The organism is Halorubrum persicum (assembly GCF_002727125.1).
In the GTDB taxonomy this organism is placed as follows: Archaea; Halobacteriota; Halobacteria; order Halobacteriales; family Haloferacaceae; genus Halorubrum; species Halorubrum persicum.
The window spans coordinates 1-24352 of the sequence record NZ_NHOA01000110.1 but is presented as its reverse complement, the minus strand read 5'-3'; the positions used below and the strand labels follow the sequence as shown (position 1 = coordinate 24352).

At 69.5% G+C, this 24352-nt stretch carries 23 protein-coding genes; 10 read left to right on the top strand and 13 right to left on the bottom strand.

The annotated features are described in order from the left end of the window. Both DJ69_RS12570 and DJ69_RS12565 read right to left on the bottom strand, forming a co-directional pair. Window positions 1-741, bottom strand: a complete 741-nt coding sequence (locus tag DJ69_RS12570) for a Rho termination factor N-terminal domain-containing protein (RefSeq protein ID WP_099255922.1) — start codon at window positions 739-741, stop codon at window positions 1-3. 2 nt (window positions 742-743) lie between these two features. After that, window positions 744-926 carry a TFIIB-type zinc ribbon-containing protein gene (locus DJ69_RS12565; RefSeq protein ID WP_099255921.1) on the bottom strand — a complete coding sequence of 61 codons (183 nt, stop codon included), beginning with the start codon at window positions 924-926 and terminating at the stop codon, window positions 744-746. An 86-nt stretch (window positions 927-1012) separates the two neighbouring features. Here DJ69_RS12565 and DJ69_RS12560 point away from each other — a divergent pair, with 86 nt between their 5' ends. Together DJ69_RS12560 and DJ69_RS12555 are read left to right on the top strand one after the other, a co-directional pair. Then, window positions 1013-1921: a DUF7139 domain-containing protein gene (locus DJ69_RS12560; protein WP_099255920.1), complete on the top strand. Its 909-nt coding sequence runs from the start codon at window positions 1013-1015 to the stop codon at window positions 1919-1921. A gap of 147 nt (window positions 1922-2068) precedes the next feature. Continuing rightward, window positions 2069-3100 carry a disk-shape morphogenesis protein volactin gene (locus tag DJ69_RS12555; protein WP_099255919.1) on the top strand — a complete coding sequence of 344 codons (1032 nt, stop codon included), beginning with the start codon at window positions 2069-2071 and terminating at the stop codon, window positions 3098-3100. 19 nt (window positions 3101-3119) lie between these two features. On the opposite strand, the gene DJ69_RS12550 is transcribed toward DJ69_RS12555, so the two are convergent. From DJ69_RS12550 to DJ69_RS12540, 3 genes are read right to left on the bottom strand one after another with little or no spacing between them, the layout of a single operon-like run. Continuing rightward, a complete protein-coding gene (locus DJ69_RS12550) occupies window positions 3120-4067 on the bottom strand; it encodes a segregation and condensation protein A (protein ID WP_099255918.1) in 948 nt (315 codons plus the stop codon). After that, the gene (smc, locus tag DJ69_RS12545) at window positions 4060-7641 is read right to left on the bottom strand and encodes a chromosome segregation protein SMC (protein WP_099255917.1); all 3582 of its coding nucleotides are present in this window, start codon (window positions 7639-7641) and stop codon (window positions 4060-4062) included. The genes DJ69_RS12550 and smc overlap by 8 nt, the downstream gene beginning before the upstream one ends. Before the next feature lie 24 nt (window positions 7642-7665). After that, complete coding sequence (locus DJ69_RS12540; protein WP_099255916.1) at window positions 7666-8100, bottom strand: DUF7518 family protein; 435 nt, start codon at window positions 8098-8100, stop codon at window positions 7666-7668. Between the two features lie 170 nt (window positions 8101-8270). Here DJ69_RS12540 and DJ69_RS12535 point away from each other — a divergent pair, with 170 nt between their 5' ends. The 4 genes from DJ69_RS12535 to DJ69_RS12520 all read left to right on the top strand — a co-directional run bounded on the left by DJ69_RS12535 (window position 8271) and on the right by DJ69_RS12520 (window position 11780). Beyond that, on the top strand, window positions 8271-8879 hold the full coding sequence (locus tag DJ69_RS12535; RefSeq protein WP_099255915.1) for a double zinc ribbon domain-containing protein: 609 nt from the start codon (window positions 8271-8273) through the stop codon (window positions 8877-8879). 217 nt (window positions 8880-9096) lie between these two features. Next, complete coding sequence (locus tag DJ69_RS12530; protein WP_099255914.1) at window positions 9097-9276, top strand: ribbon-helix-helix domain-containing protein; 180 nt, start codon at window positions 9097-9099, stop codon at window positions 9274-9276. A gap of 4 nt (window positions 9277-9280) precedes the next feature. Next, complete coding sequence (ftsZ, locus tag DJ69_RS12525) at window positions 9281-10498, top strand: cell division protein FtsZ (protein WP_099255913.1); 1218 nt, start codon at window positions 9281-9283, stop codon at window positions 10496-10498. 265 nt (window positions 10499-10763) lie between these two features. Continuing rightward, window positions 10764-11780: a zinc-dependent alcohol dehydrogenase gene (locus tag DJ69_RS12520; RefSeq protein WP_099255912.1), complete on the top strand. Its 1017-nt coding sequence runs from the start codon at window positions 10764-10766 to the stop codon at window positions 11778-11780. A 12-nt stretch (window positions 11781-11792) separates the two neighbouring features. Here DJ69_RS12520 and DJ69_RS12515 read toward each other — a convergent pair whose 3' ends face one another. The 3 genes from DJ69_RS12515 to DJ69_RS12505 all read right to left on the bottom strand — a co-directional run bounded on the left by DJ69_RS12515 (window position 11793) and on the right by DJ69_RS12505 (window position 15065). Beyond that, the gene (locus DJ69_RS12515) at window positions 11793-12563 is read right to left on the bottom strand and encodes a CDP-alcohol phosphatidyltransferase family protein (RefSeq protein WP_099255911.1); all 771 of its coding nucleotides are present in this window, start codon (window positions 12561-12563) and stop codon (window positions 11793-11795) included. 74 nt (window positions 12564-12637) lie between these two features. Continuing rightward, a complete protein-coding gene (locus DJ69_RS12510) occupies window positions 12638-13024 on the bottom strand; it encodes a DUF7475 family protein (protein ID WP_099255910.1) in 387 nt (128 codons plus the stop codon). 70 nt (window positions 13025-13094) lie between these two features. Further along, window positions 13095-15065: an aldo/keto reductase gene (locus DJ69_RS12505; RefSeq protein ID WP_099255909.1), complete on the bottom strand. Its 1971-nt coding sequence runs from the start codon at window positions 15063-15065 to the stop codon at window positions 13095-13097. A gap of 78 nt (window positions 15066-15143) precedes the next feature. Between DJ69_RS12505 and DJ69_RS12500 the strand changes: the two genes are divergently transcribed. Together DJ69_RS12500 and DJ69_RS12495 are read left to right on the top strand one after the other, a co-directional pair. After that, window positions 15144-15521, top strand: a complete 378-nt coding sequence (locus DJ69_RS12500; protein WP_099255908.1) for a 6-pyruvoyl trahydropterin synthase family protein — start codon at window positions 15144-15146, stop codon at window positions 15519-15521. 31 nt (window positions 15522-15552) lie between these two features. Next, window positions 15553-16719, top strand: a complete 1167-nt coding sequence (locus DJ69_RS12495; protein ID WP_099255907.1) for a glycosyltransferase family 4 protein — start codon at window positions 15553-15555, stop codon at window positions 16717-16719. A 1096-nt stretch (window positions 16720-17815) separates the two neighbouring features. On the opposite strand, the gene ncsA is transcribed toward DJ69_RS12495, so the two are convergent. Next, window positions 17816-18796 carry a tRNA 2-thiolation protein NcsA gene (gene ncsA / locus DJ69_RS12485; protein WP_099255906.1) on the bottom strand — a complete coding sequence of 327 codons (981 nt, stop codon included), beginning with the start codon at window positions 18794-18796 and terminating at the stop codon, window positions 17816-17818. 486 nt (window positions 18797-19282) lie between these two features. Here ncsA and DJ69_RS12480 point away from each other — a divergent pair, with 486 nt between their 5' ends. Next, window positions 19283-19801, top strand: a complete 519-nt coding sequence (locus DJ69_RS12480; RefSeq protein WP_099255905.1) for a DUF4442 domain-containing protein — start codon at window positions 19283-19285, stop codon at window positions 19799-19801. Window positions 19802-19848: 47 nt separating this feature from the next. Here DJ69_RS12480 and DJ69_RS12475 read toward each other — a convergent pair whose 3' ends face one another. The 4 genes from DJ69_RS12475 to DJ69_RS12460 form a co-directional block, all read right to left on the bottom strand. Then, the gene (locus DJ69_RS12475) at window positions 19849-20628 is read right to left on the bottom strand and encodes a response regulator (protein ID WP_099255904.1); all 780 of its coding nucleotides are present in this window, start codon (window positions 20626-20628) and stop codon (window positions 19849-19851) included. Between the two features lie 65 nt (window positions 20629-20693). Next, window positions 20694-21650 carry an alpha/beta fold hydrolase gene (locus DJ69_RS12470; RefSeq protein WP_099255903.1) on the bottom strand — a complete coding sequence of 319 codons (957 nt, stop codon included), beginning with the start codon at window positions 21648-21650 and terminating at the stop codon, window positions 20694-20696. Between the two features lie 96 nt (window positions 21651-21746). Next, window positions 21747-22883 carry a methylmalonyl Co-A mutase-associated GTPase MeaB gene (gene meaB, locus DJ69_RS12465; RefSeq protein WP_099255902.1) on the bottom strand — a complete coding sequence of 379 codons (1137 nt, stop codon included), beginning with the start codon at window positions 22881-22883 and terminating at the stop codon, window positions 21747-21749. Then, window positions 22884-23303, bottom strand: a complete 420-nt coding sequence (locus DJ69_RS12460; protein ID WP_099255901.1) for a cobalamin B12-binding domain-containing protein — start codon at window positions 23301-23303, stop codon at window positions 22884-22886. A 321-nt stretch (window positions 23304-23624) separates the two neighbouring features. On the opposite strand from DJ69_RS12460, the gene DJ69_RS12455 reads away from it, so the two are divergent. Next, on the top strand, window positions 23625-24352 hold a 728-nt coding region (locus tag DJ69_RS12455; protein ID WP_245851652.1), incomplete at its 3' end, for a helix-hairpin-helix domain-containing protein.

Genomic DNA, 24352 nt, shown 5'->3' with positions numbered 1-24352 from the left:
TCAGTAGTGTCTGAAGAGGACCGCGCGAACATCGTCTTTCGTTCTAGCCGCTTCGACGCTTCCGTCCGGGAGATCGACCTCGTATCGGGCGTCGCCGTCGGCGGACCGCCACTTGTCCTCGTGGGTCTCGAGCAGGCTCAACATCGCGTTGAGCTGCCCGCCGTCGTCGGTCGACCCGTCGTCGGCCTCATCGCGCTCGCCGGGCTCGTCGACGGTTTCGCCGCCGTCGTCGATCTCCTCTTCGCTGTCGTCGCTTCCCTTGTCTTCGGGCGACAGCCCGGACACGTCCACGTCGACGGGCGCGAGCGGATCGGTGTACCGCCGCTCGACCGCCTCGGTGATCGCCGTGACGAGCTCCCCTTTCGTCATGCTGCTGCGACCTGAGACGTCGTACTCGGCGGCGATCTCGTAGAGGTCCATTCGCGATGCGGCCTCCGGGTCCGTGTGACGACGGTTCCGCTCGGTGAGTTCGGCTTCGAGCGCCTCGCGCGGGAACGGTCGGGGCCCGTCGGTGGAGTCGGTCCCGTCCGTGCTGCCCGCGCCGACGGCACCCGCGTCGTCGCCCGTCCCGACTTCGGCGGTGCGGTCCGGGTCGTCGACGGCCTCTGCCAGATCCAACAGGTAGGCGACGCCGTCGGGGAGCGTGACAGACGTGTAGCGGTCGGCGTGGTGGTCAGCGAGCTCCTCGCGCAGTGCCCTGATGCGGTCGTACTGGTCTTCGGTTATTTCGATCGTGTGCATGGTCACCTGTCGTCATCGCGATGGAACCGGCGGAGCGCGTCTTCCCAGCTCTCTGCGGAGCGCGGCTCGCCGGAGTGGTCGGCCTCGACGCCGACGTAGCCGCAGGCCTCGCAAGTGAACGCCTCGATGCCAGACAGCGCGAACGCCGTCAGCTCTCTCCCGCACCGCGGACAGTCCGGTTCCACTGCTGATCACTCGCATTTCGTCGTCGGGGTGGTAAAGCACTGGGGTCAGGGGAACAGTCATTACACTCGGCCCGATACGCCCACGCATGAGCGAGCCGACCGACGCGAACCGACTCCTCCGCTACTACCGGCGATACGTCGGCGACCCCGACCGCACGGTCGACGTCTACGCCGGATTCGGACTGTTCTTTGTCGGGCTGGGACTGGGCGCGGTCGGTGTCGCCGTGTTCCTCTACAGCGCTACGCTGCCGCCGACCGAGCTGTCGACCTACGCCGTCAGAGAGGTTGCCGGCGTCGCTGCGGCCGTCGGGCTGCCGGCCCTGTTGCTCGGGATCGTCGTCCTACTGCCGGTCGACAAGCGGATGCTGTACGTCGCGGCCGCCGGCTCGGCCGTGACCGTCGCCGCGGTCGGCGTATTCGTGTGGGCGTACCCGCACGACTGGAACGTTGCTGTCCCGCCGGACTACAGCGCGCGGGTGATCGCGCTCTACAGCGTCGGCATCGCGCTCGTCGTGGCGGCGACGGGCGTCGCGCTTGTCGCCCACCGTGTCGAACGCGTCACGGACGGCGCGACGGCGGCCGAGGCGAACGACGGCGCCGACGAGAGCGACGAGACCGTCAGCGACGAGCAGGTGCGCGCGGACATCGACCGCGAGCTCGGCGATGCCGAGCTCTCGTGGGGCGGCGTGGAGCGCACTGAGACCCGGCGGCTGAGCCTCAACACGAGCGAGATAGACGAGATCAACCGCGATTCGCTGCCGGATTCAAGCACCGAGACCCGAACCGGCGACGGCAGCGTCGACGCCGCGGTCGCGCAGCTCAGGGGGTTACAGGGCGGCGAGGTCGAGACCGCGAGCGGCGGCAGTACCGACGATCAGGCCGCCGCGCTCCGTGAACTGCGCGAGCAACAGCGTGACGCGGAACAGAACGACGAGACCGACGGACTCACCGACCGGATCCGCGGTCTCGTCGACCGGATCCGCGGAGGACCCTGAGACCGTCGACCGGGGCGGTACAGAGCGCCCGCCGGAGCGGCGGACTTCTCCCGTCCGGGCGTAGAGAGCTCCCCGCTGTAGCGGTGAAAACGCCCCACCGATGCGGCTGCTACGAAAGCTTATGTGGATTGGTTATGAACGTCGAGTATGGCCAAGGGGCTTGACGTCGGAACGATGAACATCCTCTCCGCGCGGCAGGAGGGTGCCGAAACCGTTTTCGTCCAACAGCGCAACTCATTCGTCGAGATCGAGTATAGTGATATGGCCGAGCAGATGCTCTCACGGAGCAACGTCCTTCACATTCGAAAGGACGACGAGGTGTACGTCGTCGGCGACGATGCGCTTAACTTTGCGAACATATTCAACGAGGAAACACGCCGGCCGATGCAGCACGGCATCCTCTCCAGCAACGAGTCGTCGGCGATCCCGATGATCAAGCTCATCACAGAGCAGGTCGTCGGAGAGCCATCGCGGCCGGACGAACGGCTGTACTACTCGAGTCCCGCCGACCCGATCGACTCGGATCTGTCGACGCTGTACCACGAGAAGACCCTCGAGTCGATGCTCGGTGAGATGGGATACGACCCCGAGCCGATCAACGAGGGCATGGCCGTCATCTACTCCGAGCTCGCCGACGAGAACTTCACCGGCCTCGGTATCAGCTTCGGCGCCGGGATGACGAACGTCTGTCTGGCCTACTACGCGGTGCCGGTGATGAAGTTCTCCATCGCCCGCGGGGGCGATTGGGTTGACGAACAGACCGCCCAGGCGACCGGGACGCCGGTCGACAAGGTGACGAGCATCAAAGAGGACGACTTCGAGCTGGACTTCCGGACCGACGTCGGCGGCGTCGAGGGCGCGCTCGCCATCTACTACGAGAACCTGCTCGACTACGTCATCGAGAACATCAGCAGAGAGGTCGACGAGGAAGACGTCGAAGAGGGACTCGACGTGCCGGTCGTCGTCACCGGCGGCACCTCCAGCCCCAGCGGATTCGAGGATCTGTTCGCCGACCACCTCAAGGACGCGAACATGCCGTTCTCGATCAGCGGCGTCCGCTCGCCGGACGAGCCGATGTACAGCGTCGCAAGCGGCGCACTCGTCGCGGCGCGCTCCGAGGAGGAAGACAAGGACGCCAGCACCGAGACCGAAACCGCCGCGCCGGACGCCGAGGACTGACCTCGACTCAACCGAGCTATCAGTCCGCGATCGCTTCTGACTCCCCGGTCATCGCTGCCGGGTCTTTCACCCAGAGGTCGCCGAACAGGTCGTCCTGCTGGAGTCGCACGGAGCCGCGATGGGCCATGAACAGCAGCGCGAGGTACGTCATGAAGGGGCGGCCGCCGGCGGTCTCGATCTCGGCGAACAACACCTCCGTGCGCCCGTGGTCGAAGTGGGTCCGGAGGGCGTTGTCGATCTCCACGATCACCTCCTCGATGTCCTCGTCGTGGGTGCGGTCGGTCGCCTCGCCGGCGGTCGGCTCCCCGTCCTGCCGGAACTCGTCGCCGGCGTGGTAATCGAGCGTCTGGGTGCCGCGGGCGTGGCCGTGCGGCGACTCCGAGGTGTCGTACTCGCGGGAGTCCTTCCACCACGAGCCGCGCTCGGCCTCGCGGAGCTCCCGGACCAGCTCGTCGAGCGTCTCGGGAGAGCCGCGGGTGTTCTTCCGTTCGAGCCGGCGGTCCATCTCCGCCTCGAGCTTGTCGATCGGATCGATGTCGCCGTCGGCGGGGTCCGCCGCGCCACCCTCCATCGCGACCTCCCACGGCTCCGGCTCGGGCTCCTCGTCGTCCCCGTCGTCGTCGGCCAGCATCCCGTCGCTTTTCATCCGGAGCAGGACGCTGGCGTAGAAGAGCGCCCGTCCGGTCGTCCGGAGGTCCGTCTCGTCGAGCCGCTCCAGGAACGCGTCGGTCACCTGTACGATGTCGATGTCCCACGGCTCGATCTCGCCCTCCTCGGCGAGTTGGACGAGGAGCTCGACGGGCTCCACCGTCTCTTCGTCTCCGTCTCCGGCGTCTCCGTCGCCCGTGCTCGTCCGCTCGTCGGTCTCCTCGACGACCTCGCCGAACGCCGCTCCGTCCCGCGGTCCGCCGTCCCGATCGCTCGTCAGGTCGAGGTCCGGAACGCCGCCCGCCGACTCCTCAGTCATCCGCGGTCACCTCCTCCTCGCCGTCGTCGCCGAACTGCATCCCCGTCACCGCCGAGAGGTTGTCGCCCTGCATCGTGACGCCGATGGCGCGGTCGGAGCGCTCCAGCAGCGCCGACCGGTGCCCGACGACGACGAACTGGGCGTCATCGGCCAGCTCCTCGATCATCTCGCCGACGCGCTCGGCGTTGACCGCGTCGAGGAACGCGTCGATCTCGTCGAGCGCGTAGAACGGCGCGGGGTTGTGCCGCTGGATCGCGAAGATGAACGACAGCGCGGTCAGCGACTTCTCGCCGCCGCTCATCGCGTCGAGCCGCTGGACCGGCTTGTCGGCGGGCTGGGCCTTCATCGTCAACCCCTCCTCGAACGGGTCTTCGGGGTTCTCCAAGAGGAGCTCGCCGCTGCCGGCCGAGAGGCGCGCGAAGATCTCCTCGAAGTGGTCGTTGATCGACTCGAACGTCTCCATGAACGTCCGCTTCTTCTCGGCCTCGTACCCCTCGATGCGCTCCTCGATGGCGTCGCGCTCCTCGACGAGCACGTCCCGGCGCTCCTGCAGCGTGTCGAGCGCCTCCTGGACCTCGTCGTACTCGTCGATCGCGAGCATGTTGACGGGCTCGAGCGCGTCCATCTCCGCCTCCAGCTCCTCGATCCGCGCCTCCACCTCGTCGAGGTCCGGGATCTCGTCGGCGTCGTAGTCGCCGACCTGCGACTCCAGCTCGTCGATCTCCCACTCCAGCCGGTCGCGGCGATCGGTCAGGTCCTCCAAGTCCGACTCCGCCTCCGAGACGAGCGACCGCTGCTCGTCGCGCTCGCGGGTCGCCTCGGTGATCTCGTCGCGGAGGTCGTCGCGGTCGGCCTTCAGCTCCGTGAGCTCCTCTTCGAGCTCCGCGATCGCCTCGCGTTTCGCCTCCAGCGTCTCCTCTCGCTCCGCGATCTCGGCCTCGTACTCGTCGATCGCCTCCTCGGCCTCGGCTTTCCGGTTCTGCGCCGTCTCGACGGTGTCGTGGAGGTCGTCGACCGCGTCCTCGGCGTACCCCCTCTCGAGTTCGAGCTCGTTGCGCCGCCCCTCGAGCGAGCCCATCCGGTCTTCCAGGTCCGCGATCTCGCCGCGGATCTCGTCGGCGCGCTCCGAGAGCTCCGGGATCTTCGAGTCCGCCAGCTCCGTTTCGATGTCGTCGATGTCGGCGTTCAGCTCGTCGATGTCGGCGTTCAGCTCGTCGATGTCGGCGTCGAGCTCGCTCATCTCCGCGTCGACCGACTCGCGTTCCGCCTCCAGCTCCTCCAGTTCCGCCTCGAGCTCGTCGATTCGGTCCTCGGCGTCGGCCAGTTCGTCCTCGGCGCGCTCGACGTCGGCCTCCAACGACCGGACGCGCTCCGCGGCGTCGGCCTTCCGGTCGCGGGCGTCGTCGATGTCGTCTTCGAGCTCGTCGATCTCGGCCTGGAGCGCCTGTCGCTCGTCTTCCAGCTCCGCGATCTCGCTCGCGAGCCGTTCGAGCTTCCCGCCGCCGGACTTCGTGAAGGCGTACCGGGAGCCGCCGCCCGACCCGCCGGTCATCGCCCCGGACTTCTCGACGAGGTCCCCGTCGAGCGTCACCATCCGGTAGTCGCCCATCAGGTCGCGGGCGGTCGCCATATCCTCGACGACCAGCGTCGAGCCGAGCACGTACGAGAAGATCGACTCGTACTCGCTGTCGTACTCCACGAGGTTACGCGCGAAGTCGACGACGCCCGGCACCGAGGGTTTGCGCGGGAGGCTTCGGTCGTCCATCTCCGTGATGGGGAGGAACGTCGCCCGACCCGCGTTGCGCCGCTTGAGGTAGTCGATACACGTCGACCCCACTCCGTCGTCGTCGACGACGACGTTCGCGAGCCGGCCGCCGGCGGCCGTCTCGCACGCCTCGGCGTACTCGGCCTCGACCGAGCCGAGCTCGCCGACCGCGCCGTGGACCCCGTCGATCCCGCCGTTCTTCACCTCCGTCACCGCACGCGGCCACGAGGCGTCGCCGCGCTGGTCGGCGGCCGCCTCCAGCTTCGCGTACTCGTTCTGCTTCTCGCGGAGGTCCGCCTCGATCGCCTCCAGCCGCTCGCTCCGCTCCGCCTTGTCGGCGAACAGGTCGGCGACCGCGTCCTCGATCGTCTCCTCGTTCTTCCGGGCCTTGTCGAGTTCGCTGTGCAGCTCGGAGATCCGCGCTTTGTGTTCGGGGAGCGACTCGCGGGCCTCCTCGAGCTCCGTCCGCGCCTCGCTCACCGCGTTCGAGCGCCGGCGCGCCTCGTCGAGCAGGCGGTCCTTCTCGCGTTGCAGCTCGTTTTTCTCCTCGCGCAGCGACTCGACCGACTCCTTCTTCTCCGCGAGCTCCGCCTTCAGCTCGTCGAACTCGGTGTCGGCGCCCTCGATCTCCGCCTCCACGTCCGCGAGCTCGGACCGCTTCGTGGCGATCTCGGATTTCACCGACGCCTTCTCGACTTTCACCTCGCGGATCTCGTCGTCGAGCTCCTCGATCGTCTCCTCCTTGCGGTCGATCTGGACGAAGGCGTCCCGGCGCTCGGTCTCCGCCTCCGCGGCGCGCTCCTCGGCGGTCTCGATCCGGTCTTCCAACCGCGAGATCTCGCCTTTCACCTCCTCGATCTCCGAGCGGATCTCGATCTGTTCGTCCTCGCCTTTGGTCTCGATCTCGTGGTTGAGATCGGCTAAGTCCTCTTCCAGCCGCGTGAGCTTCCCCTGTCTGGCGTCGAGCTCGACGCGGAGCTCTTCGAGGTCCGCCTCGGCGTCGTCGATGTCCGCTTCGACGCCCGCGAGCGTCTCGCGCTTCTCCTCCAGCTCGGAGGCCTTGAGGAAGCCGCGGTACTCGTCGAGGTCGTCGCGGTACTCCTGATACTGGAGGGCCGTCTCGCGCTCGTCGGCCAGCTGATCGAGCCGGTCCTGCTTCTCTCCGATCCGGAGGTCCGCCTCCCCGATCCGGTCTTCGACGGTCTCCAGCTCCTCGTAGGCGGCCTCCTTCTTCGCGTCGAACTCGGCGACCCCCGCGATCTCGTCGATGATCCCCCGTCGCTGGTAGGGGGTCATGTTGATGATCTCGGTCACGTCGCCCTGCATCACGACGTTGTACCCCTCGGGCGTGACCCCGGCGGCCGCGAGCAGGTCCTGCACGTCGGAGAGGTTCACCGACCGCCCGTTGAGGTAGTAGTACGAGTAGTAGTTGTCCTCGGTCTCTTTGACGCGTCGCTTGATCGTGATCTCGGAGACGTCTCCGACGTTCTCCGTCCCGGCCGCGGAGACCACCTGCGAGCGGTCGAGGGTCCCGTCCTCGTTGGACAGCACCACCGTCACCGACGCCTCGTTCGGGCCGTCCGCGCCCTCGCCGCCGTCGTGACCGGGGTTGTAGATCAGGTCCGTGAGCTTCTTCGCACGGATCCCTCTGGTGCGAGCCAGCCCGAGTGCGAAGAGCACCCCGTCGATGATGTTCGACTTTCCGGAGCCGTTCGGCCCAGTGACGACCGTGAAGTCGTCGTAAAAGGGGATCCTCGTCGTTCGTCCGAAGCTCTTGAACCCGTCTAAAACCACTTCTGTAATGTGCATGTGTCGCGGGAGGGTGAGCGCAGGTTACGCGACGATGATGTCGCTGTCGGACTCCTCGTCGCCCTCTCCGTCAGCGCCCGACTCCTCGGCGGCCTCGGCGTCGGGCGTCGCCGCCTCCTGATCGGGGACGATCACGTCGTCTCCGGAGGCGCTCTCCTCGCCGTCGGCGGCCTCGGTCTCTCCGGACCCGTCGTCGGTCCGCTCGACGACCTCGACGTGGTCGTCGGAGTGGGTCTGGCGCTCGCCGCCGGTCGCCTCGGACGCCGAGTCGTCCGCGTCCGCCGGCTCGTCGCGCGCCGGCTCCGCCGACTCGGCGGCGTCGGCAGCAACGGACACCTCCTGAGCGTCTTCCACCTGTCGGACACGCTCTTTCATCTCGACGAGCTCCTCGGTGAGCCCGTTGACCGCCGCCTGTAGCTCCGCAACCTGCCGCTCGAGGTCCTCCACGCGGTTACTCATTATACACACGTATGCCCACGCGGGCCGTATAAATCTGCGTCAGACATGTGTGTTCGTGTCGCATGATCTCGACCGCTGACGGGGGATCCGTTTCAGCAGTGTGAAACGTGTCTGTCGACCGTCAGACACGGGGAGAAGATACTTGTAGCGAGGGTTGATACCGATTCGGTATGAGCAAGATCACCTTCCGTGCCGACGACGACCTCGTCGAGCGGCTGGAAGCGTGTGACGCCTCCAAAAGCGAGGTGATGCGGGAGGCCCTCCGGACCCACCTCGACGGGGCGATCGACGGGGACGAGGCCGGCGACGTGACCGCGTCGGACGCGACGGTCGACGACGCGCTGGCGGATCGGATCGACGACCTCATCGCCGATCGGCTCGACGCCGCGTTGGACGAGCGGCTCGGCGACCGGCCGGCGACTTCGACGGCGCCTCACTCTGCGTATACGCCCGGAAACGCCGGCGACATCAACGTAAACGTCACTCTCGACGCTCCGGGTGCCGACGGGGACGACGCGAGTGTGACACGTGAGGCGACCGCAGACGCCGACGAGCAAACGCGTAAGACGCCGGCCGATTCGGACGTGCAAACACGCGAAAATGTCTGCGGCGGATGTGGCGAAAACGTCCCGTCTGACCACGTTTACTGCCCGAACTGTGGCGAGAAGCAGTCCCACAGGGCGTTCTGCGAGTGCGGTGACGAGCTGCGGACCGACTGGGCCTTCTGTCCCGGGTGCGGACGCCGAACCCCCGCTGCCGACGTGTTGAAAGATCGCTAACTCCCGCCTATACGCATGTATACGCCAGATATCGGCCGTTTTTACTTTTTGTCTTACAACCACCGGTAGTTTTATAATAGTAGACTCGGTGACTACAACTGCGTAAGACGGTCGTCTTACAGTGGCCGTCCGGGACGGGGTGACCCCCTGTCGTCGGGCGATTCGTCGCTGTAAGACACACGCGTCGCGTGGTCGCCGTCTTACCGGGGGAATACCAATGGAGCGTGTGACACTACGAATCCCGAAACAGCAGATCGACGAGGTCGAACAGATGGTCGAGACGGGCGAGTTCCCGAACCGGAGCGAGGCGATCCGGTCGGCCGTCCGCGACATGTTGAACGAACAGGACGGCGAGCGTGAGGAGCGCGGCCGCAACCGCAACTGGGCGAAGGTGTAAACTGATGCAAGATCTCGTTCAGGACGCCCTTGACAACGCGGAAGCGGAGAAGCGCGACATGGACGTCGACATGGACGACGACGAGTTCGGGGACCCCCGAATCGTCATCGTCGGTGCCGGCGGCGCCGGCAACAACACGGTCAACCGACTGTACAACATCGGCGTCGACGGCGCCGACACCGTCGCCATCAACACGGACAAACAGCACCTCAAGATGATCGAGGCCGACACCAAGATCCTCGTGGGCAAGTCGCTCACGCAGGGGCTCGGCGCCGGCGGCGACCCCAAGATGGGCGAGCGCGCCACCGAGATGGCCCAGGGAACGATCAAAGAGGTGCTCGGCGACGCCGACCTCGTCTTCGTCACTGCCGGGATGGGCGGCGGCACCGGGACCGGCGCGGCGCCGGTCGTCTCGAAGATCGCGAAAGAGCAGGGCGCAATCGTCGTCGGGATGGTCTCGACGCCGTTCAACGTCGAGCGCGCCCGCACGGTGAAGGCGGAAGAGGGGTTAGAGGACCTCCGCAACGAGGCCGACTCGATCATCGTCCTCGACAACAACCGGCTGCTCGACTACGTGCCGAACCTGCCGATCGGGAAGGCGTTCTCCGTGATGGACCAGATCATCGCGGAGACGGTCAAGGGGATCTCCGAAACGATCACCCAGCCGAGCCTCATCAACCTGGACTACGCCGACATGTCGACCATCATGAACCAGGGCGGCGTGGCCGTGATGTTGGTCGGCGAGACCCAGGACAAGAACAAGACCCAAGAGGTGGTCAACGACGCGATGAACCATCCCCTCTTGGACGTCGACTACCGCGGTGCGAGCGGCGGGCTCGTCCACATCACGGGCGGTCCGGACCTCACGCTCAAAGAGGCCGAGGGCATCGCGAACAACATCACCGAGCGGCTGGAGGCGAGCGCCAACGTGATCTGGGGCGCCCGCATCCAGGACGAGTACAAGGGGAAGGTCCGCGTCATGGCGATTATGACGGGCGTCCAGAGCGCACAGGTGCTCGGTCCGTCGACCCAGAAGCAGGCGGACAAGTCCCGCGCCGCGGTGAACAGCGACGACCTCGGCGACTCGCGTTCGCGGGCGGCCGAGGCGAACGGCACTGCCGGTACCGCCGCGGCCTCGGGCGGCACCGAGCAGGGCGCGTGGGAGTCCGACGGCGGCAGCGAGCCGACCGAGAAGAACAACGGACTCGACGTCATCCGCTAGGCATCCCGCGGTATCCGTCCATCGACGCGGCTTTCGTTTTTGGCTCCGTTTTCGGCTCTGTTTCCGCTTCCACCTTCGCTTCCGCTTTCGATCCTTCGGATCGTTTCTCACGTCCGTCCACTCGCCGCGTTCGGCTCGCCCGTCGGGCGGCGCGAGGACTTAACATCGCACGGTCCGTGGGACGCACCGTGTCACACCACCAGCCGACCCGAAGCCCGCGGCGTCGCTCGGGCGCCGCCCGCGACCGGACCGGATTCGCGACCCGATGACGGACGCCGCGCTCTACTTCACGGGCCCGAAGGCCGTCGAGGTGCGGGAGGCGACGGTCGGCTCGCCGGCCGCCGACGAACTGCTCGTCGACACCCGCGCATCGGCGATAAGCGCCGGGACGGAGCTGCTCGTCTACCGCGACCAGGTCCCGACCGAGCTCCCGGCTGACGAGACGCTCGACGCGCTCGACGGGGACCTGTCGTACCCGCTCCGGTACGGCTACGCCGCGAGCGGCGTCGTCCGCGAGGTCGGCGGCGACGTCGATCCAAGCTGGGTCGGCCGGTCGGTGTTCTCGTTCGTCCCGCACCAGACGCGCTTCCGCACGACCCCCGACTCGGTCGTCGCGCTGCCGCCGGGAACGACGCCGGCGGCGGGGTCGCTGCTCCCGTCGGTCGAGACGGCGACGAACATCGTCCTCGACGCCGCCCCGCGGATCGGGGAACGGGTCGTGGTGTTCGGCGCCGGGGTGATCGGGCTCTGTGTCACTCGCCTGTTGGCGGCGTTTCCGCTGGAATCGCTCGTCGTGGTCGACCCGCTCGAGCGCCGCCGGGCGCTCGCTGCGACGCTCGGCGCCGACCGAACGGCGACGCCGGACGAACTCGCCGCGACCGCGTCCGCCGACGCGCCCCCCGGCGTCGACGGCGCCGACATCGCGATCGAGCTGTCCGGGCAGCCGAGTGCGCTCGACGAGGCGATCGGGGCGGTCGGCTACGACGCTCGGGTCGTCGTCGGCTCGTGGTACGGGACCAAGCGCGAGCCGATCGATCTGGGCGGGCGGTTCCACCGGGACCGCATCGACATCGTCTCCAGTCAGGTGTCCACGATCAGCCCGGAGCTGCGCGGCCGCTGGGACCGCGACCGGCGCATGGACGCGGCGCTCGACCGGCTCGACTGGATCCCCGCCGACGAGCTGATCACCCACCGGATCCCCTTCGAGCGCGCGGCTGAAGCGTACGAGCTGCTCGACTCGGCGCCCGACGCGGCGGTGCAGGTGATCTTCGAGTACGAGTGACCCTCCGGGACCTCACCGGCGGCCGGGGAGCCGCCCGCTGACGGCGAGGTAGTCCCGCGCGAACACCGCCAGCGACGGGGCGAGGACGACGGGCGCGAGGGTCCACACGAACTCCGTCGGTACCGGCGGGACGAGCGCGATCGTGACGAACAGCATCTGGACGCCCGCGAGGTATCTACTGAGGTCGCCGTCGGGGAGGTCGCCGACGGGCAGGCCGCGGACGCGCCGCGCCCACACGGCGCCGCGGAAGACGTACCGCGCGGCGGAGATGGAGAGGTACCACACCGGTAACAACCCCCACAGCACCGCCACCAGCGGCGCGACGACGAATCCGAAGGTGTCGAACGCCATGTCGAGCCGGCGACCGATTTCGGTCTCCCGCCCGACCGTCCGAGCGACGGTCCCGTCGAGGCCGTCGAGGGCAACGCCGCCCCCGTAACACAGCGCCGGCGCCCACGCGAGCGCCGTCGCCGTCGGCACGACGACGAACCCGGCGACGACGGCGTACAGCGCCCCCCGCACGAGCGTGACCGCGTTCGCCAGCCCGAACAGTCGCCGCCAGACCGCTCCGGTCGCCCTCCCCGGATCGATCCCGTAGCCGACGTACCAGAGCTGTCCGGCCCAGCAGACCCCGGCGACGACGGGGGGAGAGAGCCCCCATCGGCCCGCCGCGGTCGCCGGCAACAACCGCGACAGGAGCACCGCGAGCGCGAGCGCGGCGACGAGCGGCAGTCCGACGCCGACCCCGACGCGAACGGACCGCCGCGGGCGCGCTTCGGCCATCTACCCGTCACCCCTCGCCCCGGCGATCGCGGCGACGCGTTCGCGTCGGGGTCGGCGGTTCCGCGTCGGCACGGTTACCGGCGCAGGAGGGCGACCAGCACGGCGATCAACACCACCTGGGCGAGCTTGTCCGCGGCGCCGAGCGCCCCGACCTCGGCCGGGAACGACTTCGTCCCCCCCGCGAAGTTGACGACGTACCACAGGACGATCTGGGCGAGGGTGAAGGGGATCCCGACCGCGTACACCGCTCGCCGTCGATAGTCGACCAGGAGCAGCCCGACCCCGCCGACGAAGCCGAGCCCCGCGAGGATGAAACTGATCCCCATCGGAGACGGAATCATCCTGACGCCGAGGAGGAGGTGGACGACGGCGGAGACCAGGGCCGCGACGATGCCTACCCAGTGGAGCCCGTTCAACGAGCCGACGTCGACCGTGGGCTGCCGCGTTCCCGTTTGTGCCATGTTACATGCATGTGCTTCTCTCACATAGAAATACCGCCCGCATCTGCTGCATCCGATCGGTTCCGCCTTCCTATCGCTCGAAATCCGGATCCCTGAGGGCGTCGACGCGCGCGACTTCTTCCGCGGTCAGCCGCTCGCTTCCGGCGGCCAGGTTCGAGACGACGTGCGACTCGGTGGTGCTGGACGGAATCGGGACGACCCCTCGGGCGACGTTCCAGGCGACGACGACCTCGGCGGGGGAGAGGCCTCGATCCGCGCCGATCGCCTCCAAGACGGGCTCGTCGAGGAGATCGGGCGCCGACAGCGGCGAGTGCGCGACGACCCGTATCCCCCGCTCGTGACAGCGCTCGACGAGCCCGCGCCGCGGCCGGTAGGGGTGTCGCTCCACCTGCACGATCGCCGGGTCGACCGCGCCCGCCTCCAGTACCGTCTCCAGCTGTGTCCGCGAGACGTTACAGATCCCGAGCGTCCGCGCCCACCCCCGCTCGTGGACGATCTCGAGGTTTCGCCACGCCGTCGCGAGCGACACGTCGGCGGTCGCGGGCCCGCCGTCCTCGCCTTCGGGGAAGGCGAGCGCCTCCTGTCGCTCGACCGGTTTCTCGGCGAGCCGACGCAGCTCGCCGCGGTGTTCGAGCGCGCCGGGCCAGTGGAGCGCGTAGCAGTCGAACGCGTCGATCCCGAGCTCCTCGCGGCTGCCGGCGCAGGCGGCGAGCAGGTGCTCGCGGCGGTGGTTGGTGCGCCACGCCTTTCCGAGGAGGAACACCCGATCGCGGTCCGGCGCGCCCGGCGCGGCGAGCAGGTCGCCGATGCGGTGTTCGTTGCCGTACAGCTCGGCGGTGTCGAGGAGGCGGTAGCCCGCGTCGAGCGCGGTCGCGATCGAGTCGGCGCGCTCGACGTACGCCCCGTCGCGGTAGCGCGAGCAGCCGAAGCCGACCGCGGGGAGGCGGACCCCGGCGGCGCCCGAGCCGTCGAAAAGGGGTTCCGGCCTGACGACCGGGGCCGGCGGCGGGTCGGCGGTCGCCCCGCAGTCGTCGACGGCGACCGCCCCCTCGCCTTCGGCCGCCGCCTCGATCGCGTTACAGACGGCGACCACGTGGGCCCCCCGCCGCCCTCCGACTCGGGACGGTGAGCCCGTCTCGACCGTCGCAGCGAGGCGCTCGACGGCGTCGACGTACTCGTACGGCTCCGTCGGCGCGTCCGGCGGCGCGCTCACGTACTCCCGCCCGACGCGCCCGAACCGAACGTGGTCGCGGTCGTCGTCCATCGCCCCCGTCCCCTTCAGGTACAGCGAGCCGTCGTCGCCGTGGAGCTCCAGCCCGTAGAACTCCCGGCTCCGGTGTGGCGCGTAGAAGCTCGCGGTCAGCCTGACGGTCGCCCCCGTCGCGAACGCCAGCGTCGCCTCGACGTGGCTCGGGGTCGACGGTCGCCGGTCCTCGCGCTCGGGCCAGACGTCGAGCGCGTCGGCGACGCGGACGCGCTCGACCGGACCGAACCACGACACCAGGAGCGCGAGCGGGTACACCGCCCCGTCGTACAGGGGCCCGATCTCCAGAAAGGAGTCGGGGCGGTCGTGCCAGTCGGTCACGCGACCGACGTGGGCGTGGGCGTACCCCAGACCCACCGGACCCAGTCGCCCGTCGGCGAGGAGGCGGCCAGCGCGGCGCTGCGAGGGCCCCAGCGGCGTGCCGGGCGCGCAGCCGAGCCCGAGCCCGCGGTCGCGTGCGAGCGCCACCAGCGCCTTCGCCTCGTCGGCGTCGAGCGCGAGCGGCTTCTGCGAGTAGACGTGGCGGTCGGCCTCCAGCGCTGTCCGCGTCGCCGGCGCGTGGGCGGCGTGGCTCGTCAGGTTCACCACCAGCGGCGCGTCGACGGTCGCGAGCGCCGTCTCCAAGTCGGTGAACGACGGGCAGCCGTGGTCCGCGGCGAGGGCGGCGGCGCGGTCTCCGTCGAGGTCCACGACGCCGGCGAGCGACAGCGAACTCCCCGGCAGGCCGGCGGCGTACTCCGGCGCGATCGACCCGGCCCCGACGAACAGACAGTTCACGGTCGTACCGAGGCGGCGAGACGTATAGGTGTCCCGCCGCCCTCCGGATTTAGGTGCGTCGCGTCCCTGTATCGGTGCATGTACTCGACGACGGTCGTCACCGACTTGGTGGCCCAGCACTACCTCACGGTCCCCGATCCCGGGCCCGAAGGCGTGCCGCACTCCCACCACTTCGAGATCGAGGTGACCTTCCGGGGCCCCGAGCTGAACGCCCACGACTACCTCGTCGACATCGACGACGCCGAGGCGGCGCTCGCCGACCTCGCCGACCGCTACCGCGACGAGCTGCTCAACGACCTCCCCGAGTTCGAGGGCGACAACCCCAGCGTCGAGCGGTTCGCGCGCGTCGTCTTCGAGCGCGTGACCGACGCGGTGACCGACGAGACCGTGGCCGAGTTGGCCGTGACGGTCTGGGAGGACGACGCGGCCGCCGCGACGTACGACGCGCCGGTATGAGGGGCAGACGCACGCGGTTCGGGAGGCCGGTATGAGGGTCGGTCTCACCCTGTACGGGAGCCTCGACGAGCAGTCGGGGGGCTTCCGCTACGACCGGAAACTCGTCGAGGGGCTCCGTCGGGCCGGCGACACCGTGGAGGTCGTCGAACTCCCGTGGCGGGCGTACCCCCGCGGACTGCTCGACAACGTCACCACGGCCCTCGGCGACCGCCTCCGCGTCGACGTCGACGTGATGCTGCAAGACGAGCTCGCACACCCCTCGCTGCTCCGCGCCAACCGCGACCTCCCGTACCCGATCGTCAGCCTCGTCCACCACCTGCGCGCGAGCGAGCCCCGCCGCCTCGCGCCGCTGTACCGCGCCGTCGAGCGCCGGTACCTCGCGACCGTCGACGGCGCGGTCTGTAACAGCGCGGCGACCCGCGACACCGTCGCTGCCCTCGGCGTCGACCGCGACGCGACCGTGGTCGCCCCGCCCGCTGGCGACCGGTTCGACCCCGCGATCGACGACGCCGATATCGAGGCGCGGGCCGCGGTGCTCGGCGGAGACACCGGAGGCGGCGGGGATAGCGCGGGCGGCGAAGCGGCCGACGGTTCGGAACGGGGACGCGGGCCCGGCTCCGAACCCCTCCGGGTCGCGTTCGTCGGGAACCTCGCGCCCCGGAAGGGGTTGGACACGCTCGTCGAGGGGGTGGCCGGGGCCGACGCCGCCGTCGACCTCACCGTCGTCGGGCGAACGGTCGACGAGAGCCACGTCGCCGACGTCCGGCGGCTGGTCCGGGAGCGCGGGCTCGGCGACCGGGTGCGCTTTTCCGGTCGACTGTCGGACGACGAGCTGGCCGACGCGCTCCGGGCGAGCCACGTCCTCGCGGTCCCCTCTCGGTACGAGGGGTTCGGGATCGTCTATCTGGAGGGGATGAGCTTCGGCCTCCCGGCGATCGCCGCGCGGGCGGGCGGCGCGGGCGAGACGGTCGCGGACGGCGAGACGGGCGTTCTCGTCGATCCGGAGGACTCGGTCGCCGTCGCCCGGGCGCTCGACGAGTTCGCGGCCGATCCCGACCGTCTCGCGGCGATGGGGCGCGCGGCCAGACGCCGGTACGAGGCCCACCCGAGTTGGGCGGCGTCGACGGCCCGCGTCCGCCGACTCCTCGCCGAAGTCGCAGACGCGCCCCACGCCGTCGACCCCGAGGTGGTGTCGTGACGGGGGAGGAACCGACAGGGCGTCGCGAGGACGATCCCGCCGCCTTCCGGCGCTACCTCCGGGCGAAGCGCACCGTCGACGACCGGGCGCTCGACCGGCGGCTCGTCGGGATTCTCGGAGAGCGGCTCGCCGACCGCGCCGCGGCGACCGATGGACCGCTTCGCGTGCTGGAGGTCGGGGCCGGGATCGGAACGATGATCGCCCGCCTGATCGACTGGGAGGTGCTCCCGCCGGGCGAGACCCGGTACGTCGCCGTCGACCGCGACGCGGGGACGCTCGCCGGCCTCGGTCCGTTCCTCCGGGCGTGGGCGGCGGACCGGGAGGCCTCGGTCTCCGTCGCGGACGCCGCCGGTGGCGGAGAGACGAGCACGGTCACCGTCGAGACCGACGCGCACGCGGTCACGGTCGAGCCGGTCGCCGCGGACGCTATCGCCCACGCCGAGGCGAACGCGGGCGAGTGGGACGCCATGATCGGCATGGCGCTGCTGGATGTCCTCGATCTTGAGGGGCTCGGGACCCTGCTCGGCGCGCTCGCTCCGGGCGGGACGTACTACTTCCCGATCACGTTCGACGGCGGGACCCGCTTCCGCCCGTCACACCCGGCCGATCGGGCGATCGAGCGTCGCTACCACGCGCACATGGACGCCAAGCCCGGCGGGAGCAGCCGCGCCGGCGGCGACGCCCTCTCGCGGCTCCGCGACATCGAGGGCACCTCGCTCGTCGGCGTCGCCGGGTCGGACTGGGTGGTCAGACCGACCCCGGAGACGGGTCGGCGCCCCGGTCCCGAGGCTCCTACCCCTGCCGGCGAGGCGGCTCTCGACGATGCGGGACTCCCAAGCGACGAGGCGTACCCTGCCGACGAGGCGTACTTCCTCCGGCACATCCTCGACACCGTGGATGGGGCGGTCGGCGAGGTGATCGACGGAACCGCGGGAGGGCCGTCGGTGGGGGGCCCCTCGACGGACACCGAGGATCCAGCCGCCGCACTCGCCGAGTGGGTCGCCTGCCGCCGNNCGGCGGCGAGCTCGTCTACCTCACGCACCAGCTCGACCTGCTCGGGCGGATCGATCCGGCGGACTGACCCCGGTCGTTCGGCTCAGGCCGCTTCGATCGAGTCGAGCAGCCGGCACTTCCGACAGACGTCGCGGCTCGTCTTCGAGCCGCAGCGCTCGCACTCCCCGAGGTCGGGCGAATCGGCGGCGGCGTCGCCGCCCTCGCGGTACGTCTCGGCGGCGAGCGCGGACAGCTCCTCGTAGCCGGCCATGATCGAGTGGCGGGCGCCCGGATGGTTCTCCTCCAGCTCGTGGATCGTCGACTGGATCTCCCCCCGGTACGCCTCCGACGAGTGCGGACACTCGGCCATGTGGGTCGGGAGGTCGCGGACGTGGCAGTACAGGGCGATCTCCTTTTCGGGCACGTCCCGCAGGGGTTTGGCGCGCGGCACGAAGGCGTCGGTCCCCTCGCGCTCGTCGAAGGGGCCGAGCGAGGCGTCGAAGTGTTTCGCCACCTGGCGCACGTCGCCCTCGAGGAAGTTCATCATCGCCGTCTGGGCCTCGTCGTCGAGGTTGTGGCCGGTGAGCAGCTTGTCGGCGCCGAACTCGGCGGCGTACTCCTCTAAGAGGTCGCGTCGGAACACGCCGCAGTACGCGCAGGCGGCCATGTTCTCCGGGTCGCTCTCGACCACGTCGTCCATCCGCACGTCGAACTCCTCCTCGTAGGAGACGACCTCGTGACGGATCGAGAGGTCCTCGGCGAGCTCCACGCAGGCGTCGAGGCTCTCGTCGCGGTACCCCTCGATCCCCTCGTGGATCGTCAACGCGAGCATCTCGACGCGCGGGTCGTTGCCGAACACGTCGTCGAGGATCTGCGTCAGCGCGACGCTGTCCTTCCCGCCCGAGAGGCCGATCACCCAGCGATCGGGGTCGTCCGGCGTCGCGTCCGGATCGAGGAGGGTGTCCTCGCGGACCCGACGTTTCACGCGCTTCTCGACCGACCGGCGAAGGTGCTCGCCGCAGAGGTGCGCCCCGGAGTAGGCGGCGTGGTGGATCGCGTCGTCGCCGCACCTGTCACACTCCATCGGTGTCGGGTTGCGGTCGCGCGGGGATACCCGTTTCGGGCCGCCTACGCGAGAGCGGGAGCGAGATCGGACCGAAGTAAGACCGACGGAAGCGCTTCCGAAAACCCGGTCGATCGCTTATAAATGACTGATGCTGGATCGACGGCGAACACCTCCAAAGCCCCAGTCGCGAGGCGGGCGCACGTTCGCTGCGCTCCTCGCTCGCTACCGCTCGCTGCGGTGCTTGCGTCACCTGCGCCCGCCTCGCGACTGCCCCTTTGAGTCCACCCACCCGCAGCCGCACCGCAGCCTCACGCCTCCCCAGCCTCGTCGGTCGTCCTCCGCGTAGCGCCGGCGACCTCGCGCGCGCTGCTCGGCCGCGGGGCGGCCTCGCAGGCACGCGCCACCGCATCGTTTGTTTATAAACAAGCATGCGTGGTCGACAACCGCCCGCGCGTTGTCGCCGGTTCCGACACGGGTTTGACCGGGGCGCGGTCTCCTGTTACCGTGACTGACTCTCCGACCGGCGTCGACCGCGACCCCGATCCGCGTCCCCTCCGCGAGGACCCGCCGGCGGAGAGCCGTCGCACCCGACTGTGGCGCCACGGATTCAACCTCCTGCCCGCCTACCGCGGCACCGGCGCCCGGGTCGACCACATCGGCGCGGACTGGCAGTACGTCCGGATCCGGGTCCCGTTCAACTGGCGGACGCGCAACGCGGTCGGCACGATCTTCGGCGGCAGCCTCTACGGCGCGATCGACCCGGTCTACATGACGATGCTCCGCCGGACGCTCGGCGACGGCTTCACCGTCTGGGATAAGTCGGCCGCGATCGAGTTCCTCGAACCCGGCCGCGACACGCTGTACGCGGAGTTCGAGTTCACGGACGGGGAGACGGAGACGCTCCGCGAGGCGCTCGCGCCCGGCGAGTCGACCGATCGGCAGTACATCGTCTCGCTGGTCGACGAGGCCGGGACGGTTCACGCGGTCTGCGAGAAGACGCTGTACGTCCGTCGGGATCGGTGAGGCGATCAGGAAGGCGATCGGTGAGGCGGGCGACCGCGACCACCGGCTCAGTCGTCCGCCCGCGCACCGGACGCGACCTCGTCGAACTCCGAGACGGAGATGACGAGCCGGTCGTCGCTCGTCGTCGTCACCATCTTCGACTCCGCGAACGTGGACCCGTCCGCGCGGAGCCCGGTGCTCGTCCCCGTCCACCGCTCGCCGTCCGTCACCGCCGGGATGATGTGCGTGCGGATGTGCTCGACCTCCTCGGTCGGGTGGAGCCGCTGCCAGCGCTCCCCGACGAGCTCCTCCGGGTCGTACCCGTACAGCTCGCCGTACTCCTCGCCGACGAACTCGAACGTGCCGTCGGGCGCCACGGTACAGACCCCGTCGAGCGCGACGGCGGTGGGCAGGTCGCCGTCCGACTCCGGCTTCGGGTCCGAGCCGAAGCGCCCGGCGTCGCCCTCGACCGCGTGCTCGACCCGGCGCAACAGCGCGGTGTAGCCGTCGGCGCCGCCCCGCTTCGTGACGTAGTCGCTGACGCCCGCGCGGACCATCTCGGCCGCGATCGCGTCGGGCTCCGTCGCGGAAAAGAGGAGAAACGGGAGGTCCGGATCGCTCTCCCTCGCCTCGGAGAGCAGTTCGACGCCGGTCCGTCCGGGCATGTCGTAGTCGCTGACCACGCAGTCGAACGACTCGCGCTCGATCCGGTCGAGCGCGTCGGCCGGGTCCGTCTCGACCGCCGTTTCGCAGTCGATCGCGTCGTCGCGTTCGAGGTACGCCGCGACGAGCTCGGCGAGGGCGGGCTCGTCGTCGACGCAGAGCACTCGCAGCGGTGCGTCAGTCATACCCGTTCTCAGCGCTATCCGGCTAAACCGTTTCCCTCCCGATGCTCAGAACTGATACCGAAAACTCACGCCGTCGCGCCAGAGACGAGGGTCTCCTCGACGGTCTCGACGAACCGGTCCGGGTGTTCGACGTGCGGCAACAGCTTGGCGCGGTCGAAGACGACGAGGCGGGCCCCGGACGCGTCGGCGAGGTCGCGCCCGTCTGAGAGGGGGCTCACCTCGGCCTCGCGGCCCCAGATGATCGTCGGCGCCGCCTCCAGCTCGGCGAACGCCTCCGCCAGATCGAGATCGCTGTTGAGGTACCCCGAGACGAACGACGCGGGCGCGAACCGCGCGTTCTCGACGTGGCTCGTCCGCCACTCGTAGTCGGTCCAGTCGTCGCTCGGATTCGTCGGATCGTCGTAGCCGTGGTCGGCGTTGAAGTACCGGATCGACGGCTTCGAGGCGAGACCGTTGAACAGCGCGTCGCCGACGAGCGGCGCCCGGATCAGCTCCCGAAGCCACGACTTGGGCGGGCTCGGCCCGGCGACGGTCGTCGGACAGACGCCGACGAACCCCCGGATCTCGACGCCGTCGGCCGACGATCCGCCGCTGTCAGCCGCCGCGGCCGCGTACGCCGCCGACAGCGACGAGGCGACGACGGCGGGCCGATCGAAGTCGGCGAGGAAGTCGCGGACGAAGTCCTCGTACAGCGCCGCGGAGTAGCGCAGCGGCGGACGGTCCGACCGCCCGAACCCCGGCAGATCGGGCGCGACGACGTGGTGCTCCGCGGCCAGGTCGTCGAACACCTCGCGCCACTCGCCCGAGGAGCCGGCGGCGTTGGCGCCGTGGAGGAGGACGAGGTCGGGGTCGTCGGGGTCGCCCGCCTCGGTGTACGCCACGTCCATCCCGCGCCAGCGGAACGTGCCGTCGTCGCCGTCGAGGGGCGACTCCAACTCTCCTTCGTACCGGAGGCCGGTGTTGAGGGCGGCGATCGCGCCGACGCCGAGGAGGGCGGTCCCGGCGAGGTTCCTGAGCTTCATGGAAACCTGTTGGTCCGCTGGCGACTTATAGCTCGTGGACCCGTTGTGCGGACCCGCGCTCACGCCGCGCCGCGGTCGGCTGCTCCGCGCCCGCGGTCACGTCTCGTCGTCGACGGGATCTGCGCCCTCGTTCCCCGCCGCGCTGCCGACTCCCTCCGGGGCGGCCTCGACGCAGTCCGCGATCGGCTCCACGATCTCCGCGGCGAGGCTGTACGGGTCCGTCTCCCGCCGCCGCACCGAGTCGGCGAGTTCGTCGATCCCGCCCCGGCGCTCGATCTCGGCGGTCGCGAGCGCGCCCACGTCCGAGCGGACCAGCGTGCGGATCTCCTCGGCGTAGCGCCGGCGCTCCGTCGACTCGATCGCGCCCGACTCGCGGAGGTGGGTCGCGTGGGCGTCGAACGTCTCGATCAGCTCCGTCACTCCCTCGCCGGTGTTCGCGACGGTCTGACGCACTTCGGGGGTCCACGCGGGCTCGTCGCCCTCGTCGGCGGCGTCCCCGTCGTCCGGGTGGTCCGGCACCTCGAACCCGTGGTGGCCCCCGTCGAGCCCCTTCGTCGGGCCCTCCCGCCGGTGGACCATCTCCTCTAGCTCGGCGAGGGTGCGCTCCGCGCCGTCCATGTCCGCCTTGTTGACGACGAACACGTCGCCGATCTCCAGGATGCCGGCCTTCAGGGTCTGCACGTCGTCCCCGGAGCCGGGCTGGACCAGCACCGCGACGGTGTCGGCAGTGCGGACCACGTCGACCTCGTTCTGTCCGGCGCCGACCGTCTCGATGATGACCACGTCCTTCCCGAAGGCGTCGAGCGCTTTCACGGCGTCCGCGGTCGCCATCGACAGGCCGCCGAGCTGGCCGCGCGCGCTCATCGACCGGAAGAACACGTCCATATCCCCGACGTTCGAGGCCATCCGGATCCGGTCGCCGAGCACCGCGCCGCCGGTGTACGGCGAGGAGGGGTCGACGGCGACGACGCCGACGGTGTCGCCCCGGTCGCGATAGGCGGCCGCGAGCTTGTCGACGAGCGTCGACTTCCCGGCGCCGGGCGCCCCGGTGATCCCGATCACGTCCGCGCCGCCGGTGTGCTCGTGGAGCGCGGCGACGATCCCGCGGTAGCCGCCCGCGCGGTTCTCGATACGGGTGATGACGCGTGCGAGCGCCCGGTGGCTCCCGGCGAGCAGCTCCTCGACGAGCTCGGCGTCGCCGTCGCTGAGCGCGGTCGCGTCCGTCCCGCCCATCTACGCTCGCTCCGGGAGGTTGTTCCGGATGAACTCGATCGTCTCCTCCATCGGCGTGCCGGGGCCGAACACCTCGGCGACGCCGAGCTCCTTGAGGTCCGCCTCGTCGTCGTCGGGGATGATCCCGCCGACGAGGACCAGGGTGTCCTCGAACGCGTCGTACTCTTTCAGGCCCTCGATCACCTTCGGGACGAGCGTGTTGTGCGCCCCCGAGAGGATCGAGATGCCCAGCACGTCCACGTCCTCCTGGACCGCCGCCTGCACGATCTCCTCCGGCGCGCGGTGGAGCCCGGAGTAGACCACTTCGAACCCGGCGTCCCGGAACGCCCGCGCGATCACGTGTGCTCCCCGGTCGTGGCCGTCGAGCCCGACTTTCGCGACCAGACAGCGGACGGCTCGCGTCTCCTGTTCGGCACTCATACCTGACTCTCCGTCGCGTGACCGTTTGATTCTAACGGACGTTCAGGATGGTCCAATGCGGGGAGGAGAGCGCGAGCGACCAGCGCCCTCCCGGGACCGACGCGTTCACCGCGTCGATCGGTGGCACCGATCCGCACGCCCGCCGACGCCGCAGACGACTCTGCCGACGCCGCAGACGACCCCGCCGCCGATGCAGACGTCCTCGGAGGCGTTCAATTTCGAACGCGCTGTATGTTGTAAGTACTATTTTGGGTTAAAAATATATATCATTAACTTATGTGTTAAACTGTCCTGTTAGATACAGGACCAATGGTGCCAGCAATGTCTACAAACGATCCCCCCGAACTAGAGACGATCCCTGGAATCGGCCCCAAGCGAGCGAAGGCGCTCCGCGTTGCTGGCTACGAGACGCTCGACGACCTGGAGGCAGCCACGGAGGAGGACCTCCGGGACGTCGAGATGTTCGACGACATCCTCGCTCGCGACATCAAAGCGACGGTCAGTCCGGGCGACGACCGCGTCGCGGTGAAACAGCCCAACGCCGTCACACCGGACGACTGGCAAGTGACCGAGCGGCAGCTGACCCACATTCGATCGCTGGCCGACGACGTGCCGCTGGACCTGGAGGGCTCGACGGCGCCCGACGTTCGCGACCAGTTGGAGTTCGCGATCGACCCCGACCTGCTGGGCTACCGGCAGATCAGCGGGCGCGTCGTCACCCACGATCCGGAAACCGACGACTACCATCCCGTCCCGAACGCGACCGTGCACATCGAGGACACCGACTGCTCGTTTCTCTCTCACTTCCCGGAGGGTCTCGGGTACGGGTGGTTCTTCCCGTTCGACTGCACGCGGGAGACGATCGCGACGACGACGACGAACGAGTGCGGCAAGTTCCGCGTCCACGTCCCGATCTGGGACATCGATCGCGTTCGTAGCTTCCGCCGCGAACGCGTCTGTCTCCCCGAAATCGTCAAACCGCGCCTCCGGGACGTGTTGGAACGACCGGAGCTGTTCCCGGAGCCGGTGATCCCCCCGGAGCCGCAACC